Genomic DNA, 14417 nt, shown 5'->3' with positions numbered 1-14417 from the left:
GTAGGCATCACGATCGATCATTCTTTCCAAAATAAATAGCGGAGGTTCTCCCATGAAGGTGTATAAACCGCAATGGCAGTGTACGTTTAGCGTCAACGAAACCGCAGAAGAATCAGCTAACTGGAAAGAGCGAATCGCGTGGAGGCTAAGGGGAATCGCCGACCGGCTTGAAGGCGGCGGTAGAACGTTGAAAATCAACTATGACGTTTCCCCTATTGTTAGCCAAGATGAAGTAGATACTTGCTTGGGGAAGGGGTTTGAATTGACACAGCGGCTGCTCACGCAGCTGGCCCACCAGCAAGCCTGTGAAGATGTTATGCGCCATGCGAAAGCTGAACTGTATGAAGAGTACCAATCGTCGTAGCACTTCCCCCTTCGATGCATTATTACCGCACTACCGCTAGATGCCCCACCCGCTTGCGCGCGTGGGGTTTTTGTTTGCGTGATGGTTTGTCGGCTTGTCACTTATTTTACGGTTCCCGCTTTTCAAACGGCTGCGCTAACGCATGCCCCATCCGCGCCATAAAAGCCATGCACGCCTCAAGCTGATCGTTGTCGATATACTCATCGGGTTGGTGTGCCTGAGCGATGCTCCCAGGCCCGAGGATAATGGTTTGCAACCCTTGGCCTTGAAACTGCCCGGCTTCAGTAGCGTATGCCACCGCGTGATCGCAACAGGCCCCCGGCAGGTGATCCTTGGCTAACCGCAGCACGTGCGTATTATCCCGGTCGGCAAGCCCTGGCACGGTCACGTTAAGCGCCTCGGTGTGAATCTCGACCGACTTGCCTTGCGCGCTCAGCGCGGCCTTTAGCTGCTCGCCATAGGCTTGCACACGGGCATAAACCTCATCAAAGGTATCGGTGGGCAGGTGGCGAATTTCCCATTCAAACTGACATTCGCGCGCCATGATATTGATCGCCGTACCGCCGTGAATTTTGCCCACGTGCAAGCTGGTGTGCGGCACGTTAAACGCCTCATCCACGCGCCCCTCTTCCACCAAGGCGGCCATGGTATCTTCGATAAAGGTGACGAGCCTGGCTGCCACGTGAATCGCCGACGTACCCTGGTAAACTTGGCTACTGTGCGCCTCGCGGCCGATTACCGTGGTGCGCAGGTTGGTCGCGCCTTTTTGTGCCACTACCGGGTGCATACTTGTCGGCTCACCGACGATGACATGCGCCGTGTTGGAGTAATGCTGATAGAAGCGGCGGATTAAAGCGGGCGCACCAACGCAGCCAATCTCTTCATCGTAGGAAAAGCCCAAATAAATTGGCTGCTTTAAGGGCGCGTTCACCCATTCGGGCACCATCGCTAAAGCGCAGGCGATAAACCCCTTCATATCGCAGCTGCCCCGGCCGTATAGCCGCCCATCTTCGCCATCGCGCAGGGTGAAAGGGTCGCTCGACCACGGCTGGCCCGCCACCGGCACCACATCGGTATGGCCTGATAGCATCACCCCGCCCGGGGCGTTGGGGCCAATTCTTGCGATCAGGTTGGCCTTCTGCCCGCACGGGCTCATCACCCGCTCGCTCTCCACGCTGTAATCGGCCAGGTACGCCTCAACAAATTCAATCAAGGCCAAATTAGAGCGGTTTGAGGTAGTGTCGAAAGACACCAACTGACCGAGTAATGTAACGACATCGCTCATGGAATAGGTTGCTCCCCGCGTTATCCTGGCTTAATGGGCAAAACGTGACAAAACCCTACCACTCGCCTTGGCTTACGCCTACTACGCTGTATAAGACACCGATATAAAAACACCGATATAAAAACACCGAGAAACCCATGCCATCCCGCAAGGAGAGCTTTTGTGAAACACTTGTTTCTACTTCGTCACGCCAAATCGAGCTGGGAAGACCCAACGCTTGCCGATAATGAGCGCCCCCTTAGCCCGCTCGGTGAAACGCAGGCGGCCGCCATCGCCGCCGGTTTGCAACACCGCAGCGTATTTGCCGGCACGGTATACGCAAGCCCCGCGGTACGCACGCAGCAGACTCTCGCCGAGCTGAGCCGTGCGCTGCCGGGGTTGGCATTAAAAAGCCGCGCGCATAACGCGCCTGCACTTTATAACGTTGAAGCCAACGCGATTATGCGCTGGCTCGTTCACGAAAACCCCAGCGCCGAGCGCATTACCCTTGTCGGCCACAACCCGGCCCTAGAACAACTGGCCCAACAGTTAGCACCCAAGGCCACCACAAAGCTCCCCACTCTGGGCATGCTGCACCTGACGCTGCCGATTGAGCGCTGGGAAGAGGTGGAAACTCTGAAGACTGGCGGCGAGCTCATCGATCGCTTAACGCCCCTCGATGCCAGCTACGCGCTTTTCAAACGGAAGCGTTCATCCTCACCGAAACTCAAAAAGGCATTAAAAAACAAAAGCCTGCCCAAGCGACTGCAAACCATACTGCAGCACCGTTACAGCCTCGTTCGCAGTCTGGAGCCTGGCGTGATCGCCGGCGAGGACCCTGAGTTTTTACACCAATACCGCGTGAATCTGCGCCGCAGCCGCGCCGTGGCGGAAGCTGTGCGCGCCGTCATCAAAGTGCCCAAGCTAAAAAAGGCGCTTAAGCGCATCAAAAAGCGCGCCCAAGCCACGAGCGAGCTGCGCGATTTGGATGTGTTTTTGTTAGAGGTCAGCGATACCCCGGACCTGCCGAATCTTGGTGTACCACTGCGCCAGTGGCTGCGCGATGCCGCGCATCAGCGCCATCAAACGCTGTGTGAGGAACTGGCAAACGAGGCCTACCAAGACGACATGCAGCGCTGGCAAACACTCATTGACAGCAAGGCCTTCGCTCGCGCACTCGCCACACTCACGCCCAAACAGATCGAGCGGGTATTGAAGGCACGTATCGCCCAGCACGATGCCCTGCTTGCCGAACTAACCCCAGACTCACCCAGTGAGGCGCTACACGAGCTGCGCAAAAGCGTTAAACGCATTCGCTATCTTGCCGAGCTAATGCCCGAGCAGCACAGCGGTTTCCTCAAACGTTTAAAACCGCGCCAGACACTGCTAGGCAATTTTCAAGACCGCACCGTACAGCTCGCCTGGCTTGACGCTTTTGCGCGTGAAACCCCACTACCCGATACCGCCAAGGCAGAGCTTCACACTTGGCGGCAAACCTTAATTGGGCGCCAGCAGCATCAGCGTGAGCAAGTCTGTCAGCTCGCACCGCTCGCGCCGTAAAAAGAAAGGAAAACTACCAAGGCAGCGGCTCACCGTTGCTATGCCAGAAGCCGCCGGTATTCTCAAGGGTTAGCGCCTCAATACGCGCCGCGATACCCGCGGCGGCTTCTTGAGGGCTGATCTTGCCGCCAAAGTTAACCATCCGCGTTTGCACAAAGCCGGGGTGTAATTGCGCCACGGCAATGCCTTTGGGCTTAAGATCCATCGCCAGCGATTTGCCGAAAGCATTAAGCGCGGCTTTCGATGCGCGGTAGCCATAGCGCCCGCCCGAATCATTATCGGCAATCGAGCCCATGCGGCTGGTGACGTTGGCGATCTTGCTGCCTTCCGCCAAGTTCGGCAGCAGTGCCTCGCACACCCTGAGCGGCGCGTAGGCGTTGATTTCCATCTGCTCGCGGATGGTGTCGAAATCGATCTCACCAAGCGACTCATCGTGCAACAGGCCAGCGTTATTAATCAGCACACCAAGCGTTTCGCCTTTAAGCGCCTGCGCTAGACGCGTCACGTCGTCTGGCTGCGTCACGTCAATGTGATCAATTACGCGCTCGGCCACCGCCTTCAGCGCATCCGATCCTTGGCGACACACTCCAATAACGCGCCAGCCAGCTTGATGATAATGCTCGGCCAGTGCCAAGCCCACACCGCGATTGGCACCGGTGATCAATACAGTATGCGACATAAATACCTCCTAGTTCACAAAAAGCGCGCCCATGACAAACGGTCGTCAAAGACAGTAAGTTAACGCCACACCCCTTAATTTCAAGGTGATCTTACTCAGCCATTGTAGGCACTGCCGCCCTGATGGCTGAAGACCTCGATGGACAGCCCCTCAATAACGATCGTCATCTCTTATTCACATTGCTGTCGTGGCAATGTTATCGCCGCCCGTCACATTAGCCCCACTTTAAAGCTAAAGGTAGCGTCGCGATGCGGTTATGTATTGTCAGTAAAACCTGGGCGCTAGAACAAGAAGTTAACGCGGCTTGGCAAGCTAAGAGATAAGACGCTACTGTAAGCTAATAGCGACGATGAAACGGGGCTTGTCATGATCACGGTATACCTTTCCCACGGGTTAGAAAGCGGTCCAGGTGCGTTAAAAATGCAAGCGCTTAAAGGCGTGGTGGAAAAGCTTGAGGATTGTGAACCGGTGGTGATGGATTACCGCGATATGCCCGAGCCCCAAACCCGGCTCAAACATCTTTACCAAACGCTGAATGCCCGTGGCGACAACCCGGCTGAGTGCGTTATGGCAGGCTCAAGCCTGGGCGGCTGGCTCAGCGCGATGGTCAGTGCCGAGCACGCCACCCTTGGCTGCTTTTTGATTGCGCCCGCCATTGGCTTGCCCGACTACCCCGATATGTCTCCCACGCTAAAGGCGCATGCAACGCATATCGTCCACGGGTGGCAAGACAACGTCGTCCCGCCAGGGCCGGTCATCGAATTTGCCCAACAACAGCGCCTTTCTTTGCGCCTTATCGACGATGATCACCGCTTACATAACAGCCTGTCTGTCATTTTGAACGATTTTGAGTATTTCCTACGGGGCTGCTTAACGCACATGCCCGCCTAACATAATTGCGCCAACATTGGACAAGAGCAAACAAAAACTCTACAAATAGTATACACACCAGAGGAGTTACCCCATGTTTGGCTTATTTAAACGCGACCCCAAAAAGAAACTGCAGCAAGACTACGAGCGCAAACTGCAACAAGCGATGGAAGCCTCACGCAACGGCGACATGCGCGCGAACGCCACGCTGACCGAAGAAGCGGAAAGCCTGCTTGCCGAGATCAGAAAACTCGAAGCTAACGAATCCGCCTGACAGCTCACTAAGGACGTTACCATGCCCTTATTACGCCGCGCCGTTGTTCCCGCTTTCACTCTCTTGGCGATAAGCGCGTTGTCGACCGCTCAGGCTGACGAATGCGCCCCGTCTGAAACATCATCGGGAGATCTTGCTCCTGGCAACTGGTGGCAACATGGCAGCGCCATTTCAGCCCCAGCGCTTTTTTCACAAGCGGCGCAACAGGATGTGGTGTTACTCGGCGAGCGCCATGACCAAGTGGCGCATCATCGCTGGCAGCTGCATACACTGGCGGGCCTTGCGGCCCATCGCGACCAATTAGTTATCGGGTTGGAGATGCTCCCACGCGAAGCCCAGCCCGCCTTGGACGCCTGGGTCGCGGGGGAGCTCAGTGAGGAGGCTTTTCTCGCGGAAAGCGATTGGTATAACGCCTGGGGAATTAACGCTGAGCTTTATTGGCCCATTTTGCACTTTGCGCGCATGGAGCAAATCCCGCTGATAGCGCTCAATATTCGTCCTAAGCTACGCCGTGAGCTGGCATCAGAAGGCTTTGATACGGTGGCAGCAGAGAATCGCCATCACATCCCCGCGCCAGCAGCCCCCAGCACCGCTTATCGTGATCGTCTGCAAGAAGTCTTTGAATCTCACCCAATGGGCAAAAGCGATGATGAACCGCCCGAAGCCGCGTTCGAGCGTTTTCTTAATGCCCAACTGACGTGGGATGTGGCAATGGCAAGCGCCCTCGCCGATGCCGTACAAGAAGAAGGCATATTGGCCGTCGGGTTAATGGGCGTCGGGCACTTAACTTACGGCGATGGCGTCCCGCACCAACTCAGCGCGCTGGGTGTTGATTCGCACATGGCGCTCATGCCCAGCACGCTTACGTGCAATGCGCCAGACGCCTCGCTTGCCGATGCGCTTTATCTTATAGACGATCTCATAGACGATCTTGAAGACGCGCCATAAACCGCTAACCGCTACACACCCGGTTTCGTCCGCTTTCTTTGGCGTGGTAAAGACGATCATCGGCGATTTTCAGAGTTGCTTCGCTGCCTAGCGATGTTTCCGGGCAGGCAACGCCAACACTGGTTGTGACAGGTACGGGGTTGCCGTCATGGTCAAATAGCGTGGCGCCTTCGACCGCTTCGCGAATCCGCTCGGCCACGTAGGCTGCGTTTTCAGCGTCCGCCCCCAGCAATGCGACCACAAACTCCTCGCCCCCGTAGCGGGCGACGAAATCCCCAGCGCGCACCTGTAGCGCAATCAGGCGGGCAAATTCGCGCAGTACTTTATCACCTACCGAGTGACCATAGGTGTCGTTAACGCGTTTGAAGTGATCAATATCCAGCATCAACAGCGCATAAGGCACCCGTTTGCCGGTCCGCGCTTCTTCCCGCTCAATCTCGGCCAGTCGCCGCTCCATCGCCCCGCGGTTTAAAAGGCCCGTGAGTGCATCGTGGGTGGCCTGACGATACAGCCGTAGCAGCAGGCTGAGCTGAAAATGGTTGGCGGTTAACGCCACAATCAGCAACGTGGCCAGTAACCACTGAGCCTCAAGCCCCGCGGGTGTCATCCAGCTGCCGTTAACGTGTTGGGCAAAGACCAACAGTGCCTGCAGCAAAATCCCCGCCAACAGCGACTCTAATAGCGTAAACGGAAAAACGCTTAACGCGGCGACGAGCAAAAAAGGGATGAAGCCATAGCCCACCAGCGCTTGATTCGCGCTGCTGGGTAAAATATTCAACACCAGTGCGTAAAAAAGCGCAGGCAACGCAATCAAGGCACCAGCGCTAAACCGAATGCGGCGAATATTCTCTTCGCTGCGCCATGCCCACCACACCACAGCGGCAAAACCGAGCATCATCACAACGCGCCCAGCCAAGGTGTAGCGCTGCACGCTTGGAGGCAGCATCAAGGCATCAATCAGTAGCCAAAGTGGCGAAAGAAGTAAAAAAATAAACCCCACGGCCATCACGCGACTGCGCAGAAAATGGCCATGAGCAAACACGAAATCACGGCTATGATGGCGGTTGGTAAACGTATCGCTTAAGGCGCTAAGCGTATTGGATAACCAGGAAGACTCGCCCGGCTTTGCAATACTCGGGTCGCTTCGACGGTCTGAGTGCGCTGTCATCGGGCTTGGCATAACGTTAGCTCTTTTTGTCGTTAACGGACGAAAATCACACAAGAGTGTAACGCTAACCCGCTTTTCTTAGTGGCATCATGATATATGTCATACTGATACGTCGACGGCGACAATGTCCTGCCCACTATTTCCCTCCCGTGAGCAAACAACTCAGCATTAACTAAGCATCATCGGCCAGCGCTGGCAGTAGCGTTTTCAGTTTGCGGGTGAGCGTATTGCGCCCCCACCCGAGAAGCTCCGCCGCTTCGCCTTTGCGCCCGCCGGTGTGCTTGAGCGCTGTCTCGATGAGAATGCGCTCAAAATCCGGCACTGCCTCTTCGAGCAAATGGGTATGGCCTTCCGCCAGGGCATGGTCGGCCCATTCGCGAAATGCGCTGCGCCAATCGCCGAACGCCGAGCCCTCGACAGGACTCACGGCTCGAAGCTCGGGGGGCAAATCTTCCACCAGAATTTCGCGCCCAGAGGCCATCACCGTTAACCAGCGGCAGATATTTTCCAACTGGCGCACGTTACCCGGCCACGGCAGCCGCGTTAAGTGCGCTTCCGCCTCAGGGGTGAGCACTTTGATCTCGGTAGAGAGCTCCTTGGCCGCCTCCGCAAGAAAGTGGCGAGTCAAACGTGGGATATCTTCGCGCCGCTCAGCAAGCCGCGGCAAGTGAATGCGAATCACGTTCAAACGGTGAAACAGATCCTCACGAAAGCCCCCGTCTTCCACCAGCGACTCTAGGTTTTGGTGCGTTGCCGCGATGATGCGCACATCCACGTTGACCGGTGTATGGCCCCCCACGCGATAAAACTCGCCATCGGCCAGCACCCGCAGCAAGCGTGTTTGCGCTTCGGCGGGCATATCGCCAATTTCATCCAGAAATAGCGTGCCACCGTTAGATTGCTCAAAACGGCCTTGGCGCTGCGCGGTCGCGCCGGTAAACGCCCCCTTCTCATGGCCAAACAACTCGGATTCAATCAAATCCCGTGGAATGGCCGCCATGTTGAGCGCGATAAACGCCTTGCCCGCGCGCGGGCTGTGCTGGTGCAGCGCTTGCGCCACGCGCTCCTTCCCCGTGCCCGATTCGCCGTTGATCAGCACCGTGATATGCGAATGCGACAACCGCCCGATGGCGCGAAACACCTCCTGCATTGCCGGGGCTTCACCGATGATTTCCGCGTTGATCCCTTCTGGAGCCGTGATGGGCCGCTGGCGTTCACGCGCATGCGCTACCGCCCGACGCACCAGCGCCAGCGCTTCATCCACATCAAATGGCTTGGGCAGATACTCAAAGGCGCCGCCTTGGTAAGAGGCCACGGCGCTTTCCAGATCTGAGTGCGCGGTCATCACGATGACCGGCAAGTCCGGGTGCGCTTCACGGATACGCGCCATCAAATCCAATCCGTCGATCCCCGGCATGCGGATGTCGGTGACCAGCACATCAGGCGGGTCATCAATCAAACGCTTCAGCGCGGTGTCGGCACGCTCAATACATTCAACCTCCAAATCCGGCTGCGCCAAGGCGCGCTCTAACACCCAGCGAATGGCGCGGTCATCATCGACAATCACCACGCGGGCAACGTCGTTACGGCTTGACTCAGTCATCGCGCGTCTCCGATGCAATCATTATTAGACGAATCACTCACAAATAAGGGGATCAATAAACGAAACTCAGTGTGGCCGGGGGAAGATTCGCACTCGATCAATCCCTGATGCTGATGCAGGATCGACTGCGCAATCGAAAGCCCCAGCCCGCTGCCCTCAGCGCGTCCGGAGACCATGGGGAAAAACAACGTTTCCTGCAGCGTTTCGGGAATACCGGGGCCGTTATCAATAATACTGACTTCGCTCACCAGCCGGTGACGCTCAGCCCCCAAGGTAAACTGGCGCTTTGCACGGGTACGCAGCACTAACCTCGGCGAAGCCGTCTCGGCGTCTGTCATCGCCTGCACGGCATTACGCGCAACGTTCAACACCGCCTGAATCATCTGCGCTTCATCGCCGTAAAGGTCCGGTAAGCTCGGGTCGTAGTCGCGGATAATTTCCACCTTAGGGTGCTCGGCGATGAGCAGCGAGCGCACCCGCTCCAGCACTTTATGGATATTCACCGGCTTGTGCTTGACGATGTAATTAGGCCCCAGCATCGAGTCAACCAAATCTTTTAGCCGGTCGACCTCTTCGACGATGATGCGGGTGAACTCCTTGAGAGCAGGGTCATCCAGGTCCCGCTCTAACAATTGCGCGGCGCCGCGAATCCCCCCGAGCGGGTTTTTCACTTCATGCGCCAACCCACGGGCGAGCACTTTAATGGTCTCTTGGCGCGTGGTAAGGGCTTCTTCGCGAGAAATCTGCATCAGCCGGTCGCGCGGCTCTACCTCTAACAGTAGCTCATCGGCGGAGAGCGGCGTCACCGTGTAATCCACCGTTAACGGTTCACCGTTAAACGGCACAATGCGGGCTTCGCGCTTGGTATAGGGGTGAAACGCATCGCGGGCTTTGGCGAGAACGCTGTCAATGCTGTCACCGACGTCCGCGCCCCCTCCGAGCAACGCATCTAAGCTTGCGCCCTTCACGCGGCTCATGCTCACGGCCAAAAGCGCCTCTGCCGCCGGGTTCATCCAACGCACGGTGAGATTGCCGTCCAATAGCAGCACGGCGGTGGTGAGATGTTCGAGTAACCGCTGATACATGGAGTGTCCTGGGGCTTTGCCGGAAAATGGCGCGATCAACGCAACGATAAAGGTACTGTTGTAGAAAAATGATGTAGAAAAATACTGCAAAAAGCACGCCAGCTATCACGACAGCGGTAAGAAAAAGCGCCGCACCTGCCCGCTTGGCGCGCCAAACACCATTGTTTCTGGGTGATAACAGCACATCGTACTTAACATCGTGCTCGACATCGTGCTTACGCTATTTCGCTTATAGTGCACCAATAGAGTGCACTAGGGCGCAACCGTGATGTGTACCGGCGGCGTTTGGTGGCGCACGTGCCCTTGACTATCGAGTAGCTCCGCCTGTAGCTGATGAGTGCCTGCGGGTAAATTCGCCAACCAGAACGCCTCGCTGTGCAGCGCCGACTGGCTTATCTCACCGTTAACGCGCAGGCGCACTTGATGATCGTCGCGCAACCGCGGGCTTACCGAAAGCTCTACCGCGGTGGTTGGGTTTGCTAAGCGCGTGTTGTCGCGAGGGGTTTCAATCATAAAGCGGTCGTAGGGCATAAACGGCCGCCCAGGAGCCCTTCGCTGGGGCGCCTGGGCGGACGCTTTTGGCGCAGCACGCGAGGAGGAAACGCTCGGCAGGGGCGTGACCTCTACCTCATCGCCGCCGCTTGCAGGGTTATCGGTAAAGGTTACACGCCCTTGCTCATCCACGACGCGATAGACCGTCTGCGCCGGGAGCGGGGCAGCCAGCAGAACGCCTAACAGGAAAGCCACCACTTTTATCGCTGGTATGTGTCGCATGGCCATCTCCCAAAAACAGACGTGTGAAATGCAGAAACCCCGCCAAAGCGGGGTTTCTGATCGTCTCACCTTGAGTGAGCGAGTTTAACAGCCGTGCTTAGCAGCGAGTACTTAACAACTAGCACTTAACAACTAGTACTTAGCAGCTGTAGTACATATCGAACTCAAGCGGATGCGTGGCCATGCGCAAGCGATCCACGTCTTCCATCTTCAGCTCGATGTAGGCGTCGATCATTTCATCGGAGAACACGCCCCCTTCGGTCAAGAAGGCGCGGTCAGCGTCGAGCGCTTCCAGCGCCTGATCGAGGCTGTGCGCGACGGTCGGTACGGATTTACCCTCTTCCGGCGGCAGATCATAGAGGTTTTTGTCCATCGCATCGCCCGGGTGAATCTTGTTCTTGATGCCGTCGATACCCGCCATCAGCATCGCCGCGAAACACAGGTACGGGTTAGCGGTCGGATCAGGGAAGCGCAGCTCGACACGCTTGCCCTTGGGGCTGGCAGTGTACGGAATACGGATCGACGCCGAGCGGTTACGCGCGCTGTAGGCAAGCATAACCGGCGCTTCAAAACCCGGTACCAAGCGCTTGTACGAGTTGGTCGAGGCGTTAGTGAACGCGTTCAGCGCACGGGCGTGCTTGATAATACCGCCGATATAGTAAAGCGCCATTTCAGAAAGGCCGGCGTATTCGTCGCCCGCAAACTGGTTTTGGCCGTCTTTCCAGAACGACTGGTGAACGTGCATGCCCGAACCGTTATCGCCCACAATCGGCTTCGGCATGAAGGTCGCGGTTTTGCCGTAAGCATGCGCCACGTTGTGGATCACATACTTCATTTCCTGGACTTCATCGGCCTTTTTCACCAGCGTGTTGAACTTGACGCCGATTTCGTTCTGGCCGGCGTTCGCCACTTCGTGGTGGTGTACCTCAACGGACTGACCAATGGCTTCCAAGGTGTTACACATGGCACCACGCATATCGTGGAAGCTATCCACAGGCGGAACCGGGAAGTAACCGCCTTTCACACGCGGACGGTGGCCTAAGTTGCCACCCTCTACCTGACGATCCGTGGACCAAGCGCCCTCTTCCGAGGAGATTTTGTACATGGAGCCTTCGATGTCCGACTTCCAATGCACCTCGTCAAAGATAAAGAACTCAGGTTCCGGACCGAAGAAGGCGGTATCACCCAAGCCAGTCGACTGCAAATACGCTTCTGCCCGCTTAGCGATGGAGCGCGGATCACGATCGTAGCCCTGCATGGTCGCCGGCTCGATAATATCGCAGCGAAGCACCAGCGTAGCGTCTTCGGTGAAGGGGTCGAGGTAGGCGCTGCCGTCCTCTGGACTCAGGATCATGTCGGACTCGTTGATCCCTTTCCAGCCATTGATGGAAGAGCCATCAAACATTTGGCCATTTTCAAAAAACTCTTCATCCACATCGCGCGCCGGAATAGTGACGTGCTGCTCCTTGCCGCGGGTATCAGTAAAGCGTAGGTCAACCCACTTAATATCGTGTTCTTCAATCAGTGCAAGCGTCTTGGCTGACATGAGGTCCTCCGGTGTGAACGTAATTTGCGTTTTGCGCGCCCGAATTGCTAAGGCAATGGCGTGACGCAAAGGATTAATCGGCTACTGTTTTAGCACGTCAAGGCAGTGCCTGCCTACGTCATTAGCCGCTGGTAATAATAATGCAGGGAATATGCCAACCTTGCACCACAAAAGAAAAAATAAGAGCAAGTCACTGTTTTTAATCATTTTAATTCTAAACTTTTATGCGCTTTTATGTAGCAGAGCGGCCATACATTCACCACGCGCGGCTCTTAAACATTCAATTTGCACCACGATAAATCACAGCATCGACAAAATGCACCAAAATAGTGCTCATTATGCTAACACCGCGTATTTTCACGCTAAAAAGCGATTGATACACAATCAAACTAACCGCTACACTATATTACAAATAAAATTATGGATTCATTTTTGGCCATGAAACCGGTCGTGGCTGAAAACCTACATAAAGGCTGAATGCCTATGAGAGGATCGGTTAATGGGGCCTGTTTGCTTTATCATCGACGCTCTAGTGACCGGTGCTCAACTACCACGCCACTTGGCGAACATACGCTCACCTTACAATGAGTTGGCAAACGCCCCCATTGTGATTACCGCGCAACAGCCGGACCCACGCTTGGCGCGCCTTCAATATCATTATCAAGCCCAGTGTTTAATGATGCCTGCGCTGACGCTAGGCGCCCGCTTTAACGGCACCGTGGCTAAGCTAAAGGCTGAATGGTTGATTATCGCGTTGCAGAAAAAGCCATTACCCCCTGGCGCATGGGCGGGCTTAACCTCAAAGCTGGACGCTCACGTTGTCGATGCCATCCTCATCAAAGGCTCTACCTCTGCGCTTCCTATACGGCTGCTGCAGCGACTTCTCACCTCAACTCAGGCTCTTCCGCCCTATCTTGTCATTCATCGAAGTTGGCTAGAGAGGCTTGGTGGCTTTGACCCCGAGCTTGATAGCGACGCCATCAGCGATTTTTTCCATCGGCTCAACGCCTGCCCAACGCGCTGGAATACGTTAAACAACCCACGTAAAAACCCAGCCAACGGCAACATGCCCCCTTAACGAATCGCTAGCCACTTGCGATCTAGCAAACGAATGGCACTACCACTCAACATTACGCTAACTTGCAGATAGGCTCGACAGACATAGTCGGCGAATATGGTGCGTCAGCCGCACTACGCTTTATATTGCAGTATTACGCCAAGGAGACACCACCATGCATCAACACATTGAATGGGACGACCCCGGTGAGCACAGCGTCATGGCCGTCTTTTCACACGATAACGCCCCGCATACCCAAACAGGCCCAGGGGACATCCTCTCCGCACGCTACCAACAGCACGTCATCCGCGTAGAAGTCGAAGCCTACCGCCAAGACGACGCCGTCAGCATCGGCAAGGTTGTCGCGATTATCGACGCCAACGGCCAAAGGCGAAAGCAACTCGGCAAGCTCGCATTGCACGATTACGTCCGCCTGCCCGACGACAAACGCGCCTTCGAACCCCAACCCGAAGATGAGGACGACAACGAGGGTTAAGTGAAACCATAAGCACAGAGCAACTGCTAATACTTATGAATTGCACTTGTCGTGCTCAAGTAATTCTCCGCGCGCAATGCGAGCTAGACCATTACGCGCGGTAACGAAGCTAACTTTTGAAGCAGCACAGCCCTTAGAAGTTGAACAAACGATAGCCAAGAAGCTCATGCAATGCCCAGCGTCACGACACGCTGGGTTTTGTCCAAACTCTCATTAATTCAACCAACTGCAAACCTTTCAATATGGTTTTGCTCTTTTTGCTCAGCATGCCAAAGCTCATAGTTTGCCTGCATAGTTAGCCAGTGCTTTGCTGTACCAATTCCGCCGTGCTCTAACTTAACAGCCAAATCAGGAGAAATAGCGGCATGTTCATGTAACACGCGTGAAACGGCTGCACGCGACATGCCTAACTTTTGGGCAAATTCAGTGACGCTCAACCCCAGCGCTGGCAAGATCCGGCGGCGCAATAAGCTACCAGGGTGAGGCGGGTTCATCATGGTCATGTGTCAGTTCTCTCTCTACATAACGTGTGTAACACATATTGAGATGGTGCATTTGTGACTACGACTGCGGAGCTATCTTTTTTGGGGCCCTTGATAACCGTAGCGAGCCGTTTATCAAGGAGCACCGCCGTTAGTTGTTTGGTCCCGGATGATGAAATCGCCCATAGAAGTTATCCTCTGCTAGCAGCCAGGGAGCTTCTTCATCAATTTATCCGGGAGCAGGTTC

15 protein-coding genes are annotated in these 14417 nt (G+C 55.6%); 7 read left to right on the top strand and 8 right to left on the bottom strand.

Features of this window, described 5'->3' with window-relative positions; translation table 11 throughout:
• The first annotated feature begins 52 nt into the window (after positions 1–52).
• Positions 53–364 carry a hypothetical protein gene (locus QC823_RS00075; RefSeq protein ID WP_309654322.1) on the top strand — a complete coding sequence of 104 codons (312 nt, stop codon included), beginning with the start codon at positions 53–55 and terminating at the stop codon, positions 362–364.
• 106 nt (positions 365–470) lie between these two features.
• On the opposite strand, the gene argE is transcribed toward QC823_RS00075, so the two are convergent.
• Positions 471–1649, bottom strand: coding sequence for an acetylornithine deacetylase (gene argE, locus QC823_RS00070; RefSeq protein WP_309654321.1), 1179 nt, complete (start codon positions 1647–1649; stop codon positions 471–473).
• 162 nt (positions 1650–1811) lie between these two features.
• On the opposite strand from argE, the gene QC823_RS00065 reads away from it, so the two are divergent.
• Positions 1812–3188, top strand: a complete 1377-nt coding sequence (locus QC823_RS00065; RefSeq protein ID WP_309654320.1) for a CHAD domain-containing protein — start codon at positions 1812–1814, stop codon at positions 3186–3188.
• Between the two features lie 13 nt (positions 3189–3201).
• On the opposite strand, the gene QC823_RS00060 is transcribed toward QC823_RS00065, so the two are convergent.
• Entirely contained in the window at positions 3202–3867 is a 666-nt protein-coding gene (locus QC823_RS00060) for an SDR family oxidoreductase (protein ID WP_309654319.1), read from the bottom strand.
• Positions 3868–4233: 366 nt separating this feature from the next.
• Between QC823_RS00060 and QC823_RS00055 the strand changes: the two genes are divergently transcribed.
• The 3 genes from QC823_RS00055 (at position 4234) to QC823_RS00045 (ending at position 5959) form a co-directional block, all read left to right on the top strand.
• Entirely contained in the window at positions 4234–4758 is a 525-nt protein-coding gene (locus QC823_RS00055; protein ID WP_309654318.1) for a YqiA/YcfP family alpha/beta fold hydrolase, read from the top strand.
• Between the two features lie 73 nt (positions 4759–4831).
• A complete protein-coding gene (locus tag QC823_RS00050) occupies positions 4832–5011 on the top strand; it encodes a DUF6435 family protein (RefSeq protein ID WP_309654317.1) in 180 nt (59 codons plus the stop codon).
• Between the two features lie 21 nt (positions 5012–5032).
• Entirely contained in the window at positions 5033–5959 is a 927-nt protein-coding gene (locus tag QC823_RS00045; RefSeq protein ID WP_309654316.1) for a ChaN family lipoprotein, read from the top strand.
• Between the two features lie 4 nt (positions 5960–5963).
• On the opposite strand, the gene QC823_RS00040 is transcribed toward QC823_RS00045, so the two are convergent.
• From QC823_RS00040 to glnA, 5 genes are all read right to left on the bottom strand, one after another.
• Positions 5964–7139, bottom strand: a complete 1176-nt coding sequence (locus tag QC823_RS00040) for a GGDEF domain-containing protein (RefSeq protein ID WP_309654315.1) — start codon at positions 7137–7139, stop codon at positions 5964–5966.
• Between the two features lie 160 nt (positions 7140–7299).
• A complete protein-coding gene (ntrC, locus tag QC823_RS00035) occupies positions 7300–8730 on the bottom strand; it encodes a nitrogen regulation protein NR(I) (RefSeq protein ID WP_309654314.1) in 1431 nt (476 codons plus the stop codon).
• On the bottom strand, positions 8727–9815 hold the full coding sequence (gene glnL, locus QC823_RS00030) for a nitrogen regulation protein NR(II) (RefSeq protein ID WP_309654313.1): 1089 nt from the start codon (positions 9813–9815) through the stop codon (positions 8727–8729). Before glnL ends, ntrC begins: the two co-directional genes overlap by 4 nt.
• Before the next feature lie 252 nt (positions 9816–10067).
• Positions 10068–10589, bottom strand: coding sequence for a DUF4124 domain-containing protein (locus tag QC823_RS00025; RefSeq protein ID WP_309654312.1), 522 nt, complete (start codon positions 10587–10589; stop codon positions 10068–10070).
• Positions 10590–10728: 139 nt separating this feature from the next.
• The gene (glnA, locus tag QC823_RS00020) at positions 10729–12135 is read right to left on the bottom strand and encodes a glutamate--ammonia ligase (protein ID WP_309654311.1); all 1407 of its coding nucleotides are present in this window, start codon (positions 12133–12135) and stop codon (positions 10729–10731) included.
• A gap of 499 nt (positions 12136–12634) precedes the next feature.
• On the opposite strand from glnA, the gene QC823_RS00015 reads away from it, so the two are divergent.
• Together QC823_RS00015 and QC823_RS00010 are read left to right on the top strand one after the other, a co-directional pair.
• Positions 12635–13213, top strand: a complete 579-nt coding sequence (locus QC823_RS00015) for a hypothetical protein (protein ID WP_309654310.1) — start codon at positions 12635–12637, stop codon at positions 13211–13213.
• A gap of 154 nt (positions 13214–13367) precedes the next feature.
• Positions 13368–13688 carry a hypothetical protein gene (locus tag QC823_RS00010; protein WP_309654309.1) on the top strand — a complete coding sequence of 107 codons (321 nt, stop codon included), beginning with the start codon at positions 13368–13370 and terminating at the stop codon, positions 13686–13688.
• A gap of 218 nt (positions 13689–13906) precedes the next feature.
• Here the strand turns inward: QC823_RS00010 and QC823_RS00005 are convergent, their stop codons facing one another.
• Positions 13907–14191 carry a HigA family addiction module antitoxin gene (locus tag QC823_RS00005; protein WP_309654308.1) on the bottom strand — a complete coding sequence of 95 codons (285 nt, stop codon included), beginning with the start codon at positions 14189–14191 and terminating at the stop codon, positions 13907–13909.
• Between the last annotated feature and the right edge of the window lie 226 nt (positions 14192–14417).

The organism is Vreelandella vilamensis, from assembly GCF_031451755.1.
GTDB lineage: Bacteria > Pseudomonadota > Gammaproteobacteria > Pseudomonadales > Halomonadaceae > Vreelandella > Vreelandella vilamensis.
Note: the sequence above shows the minus strand (reverse complement) of the source record. Positions and strands in the feature narration are given on the sequence as shown.

Bases quoted from the DNA above. Each gene is read 5' to 3' on its own strand.
- ntrC (WP_309654314.1), bottom strand. From the start codon at position 8,730: ATGACTGAGTCAAGCCGTAACGACGTTGCCCGCGTGGTGATTGTCGAT.
- QC823_RS00010 (WP_309654309.1), top strand. From the start codon at position 13,368: ATGCATCAACACATTGAATGGGACGACCCCGGTGAGCACAGCGTCATG.
- argE (WP_309654321.1), bottom strand. From the start codon at position 1,649: ATGAGCGATGTCGTTACATTACTCGGTCAGTTGGTGTCTTTCGACACT.
- glnL (WP_309654313.1), bottom strand. From the start codon at position 9,815: ATGTATCAGCGGTTACTCGAACATCTCACCACCGCCGTGCTGCTATTG.
- QC823_RS00015 (WP_309654310.1), top strand. From the start codon at position 12,635: ATGGGGCCTGTTTGCTTTATCATCGACGCTCTAGTGACCGGTGCTCAA.
- glnA (WP_309654311.1), bottom strand. From the start codon at position 12,135: ATGTCAGCCAAGACGCTTGCACTGATTGAAGAACACGATATTAAGTGG.
- QC823_RS00055 (WP_309654318.1), top strand. From the start codon at position 4,234: ATGATCACGGTATACCTTTCCCACGGGTTAGAAAGCGGTCCAGGTGCG.
- QC823_RS00060 (WP_309654319.1), bottom strand. From the start codon at position 3,867: ATGTCGCATACTGTATTGATCACCGGTGCCAATCGCGGTGTGGGCTTG.
- QC823_RS00045 (WP_309654316.1), top strand. From the start codon at position 5,033: ATGCCCTTATTACGCCGCGCCGTTGTTCCCGCTTTCACTCTCTTGGCG.
- QC823_RS00040 (WP_309654315.1), bottom strand. From the start codon at position 7,139: ATGCCAAGCCCGATGACAGCGCACTCAGACCGTCGAAGCGACCCGAGT.
- QC823_RS00050 (WP_309654317.1), top strand. From the start codon at position 4,832: ATGTTTGGCTTATTTAAACGCGACCCCAAAAAGAAACTGCAGCAAGAC.
- QC823_RS00025 (WP_309654312.1), bottom strand. From the start codon at position 10,589: ATGCGACACATACCAGCGATAAAAGTGGTGGCTTTCCTGTTAGGCGTT.
- QC823_RS00075 (WP_309654322.1), top strand. From the start codon at position 53: ATGAAGGTGTATAAACCGCAATGGCAGTGTACGTTTAGCGTCAACGAA.
- QC823_RS00005 (WP_309654308.1), bottom strand. From the start codon at position 14,191: ATGACCATGATGAACCCGCCTCACCCTGGTAGCTTATTGCGCCGCCGG.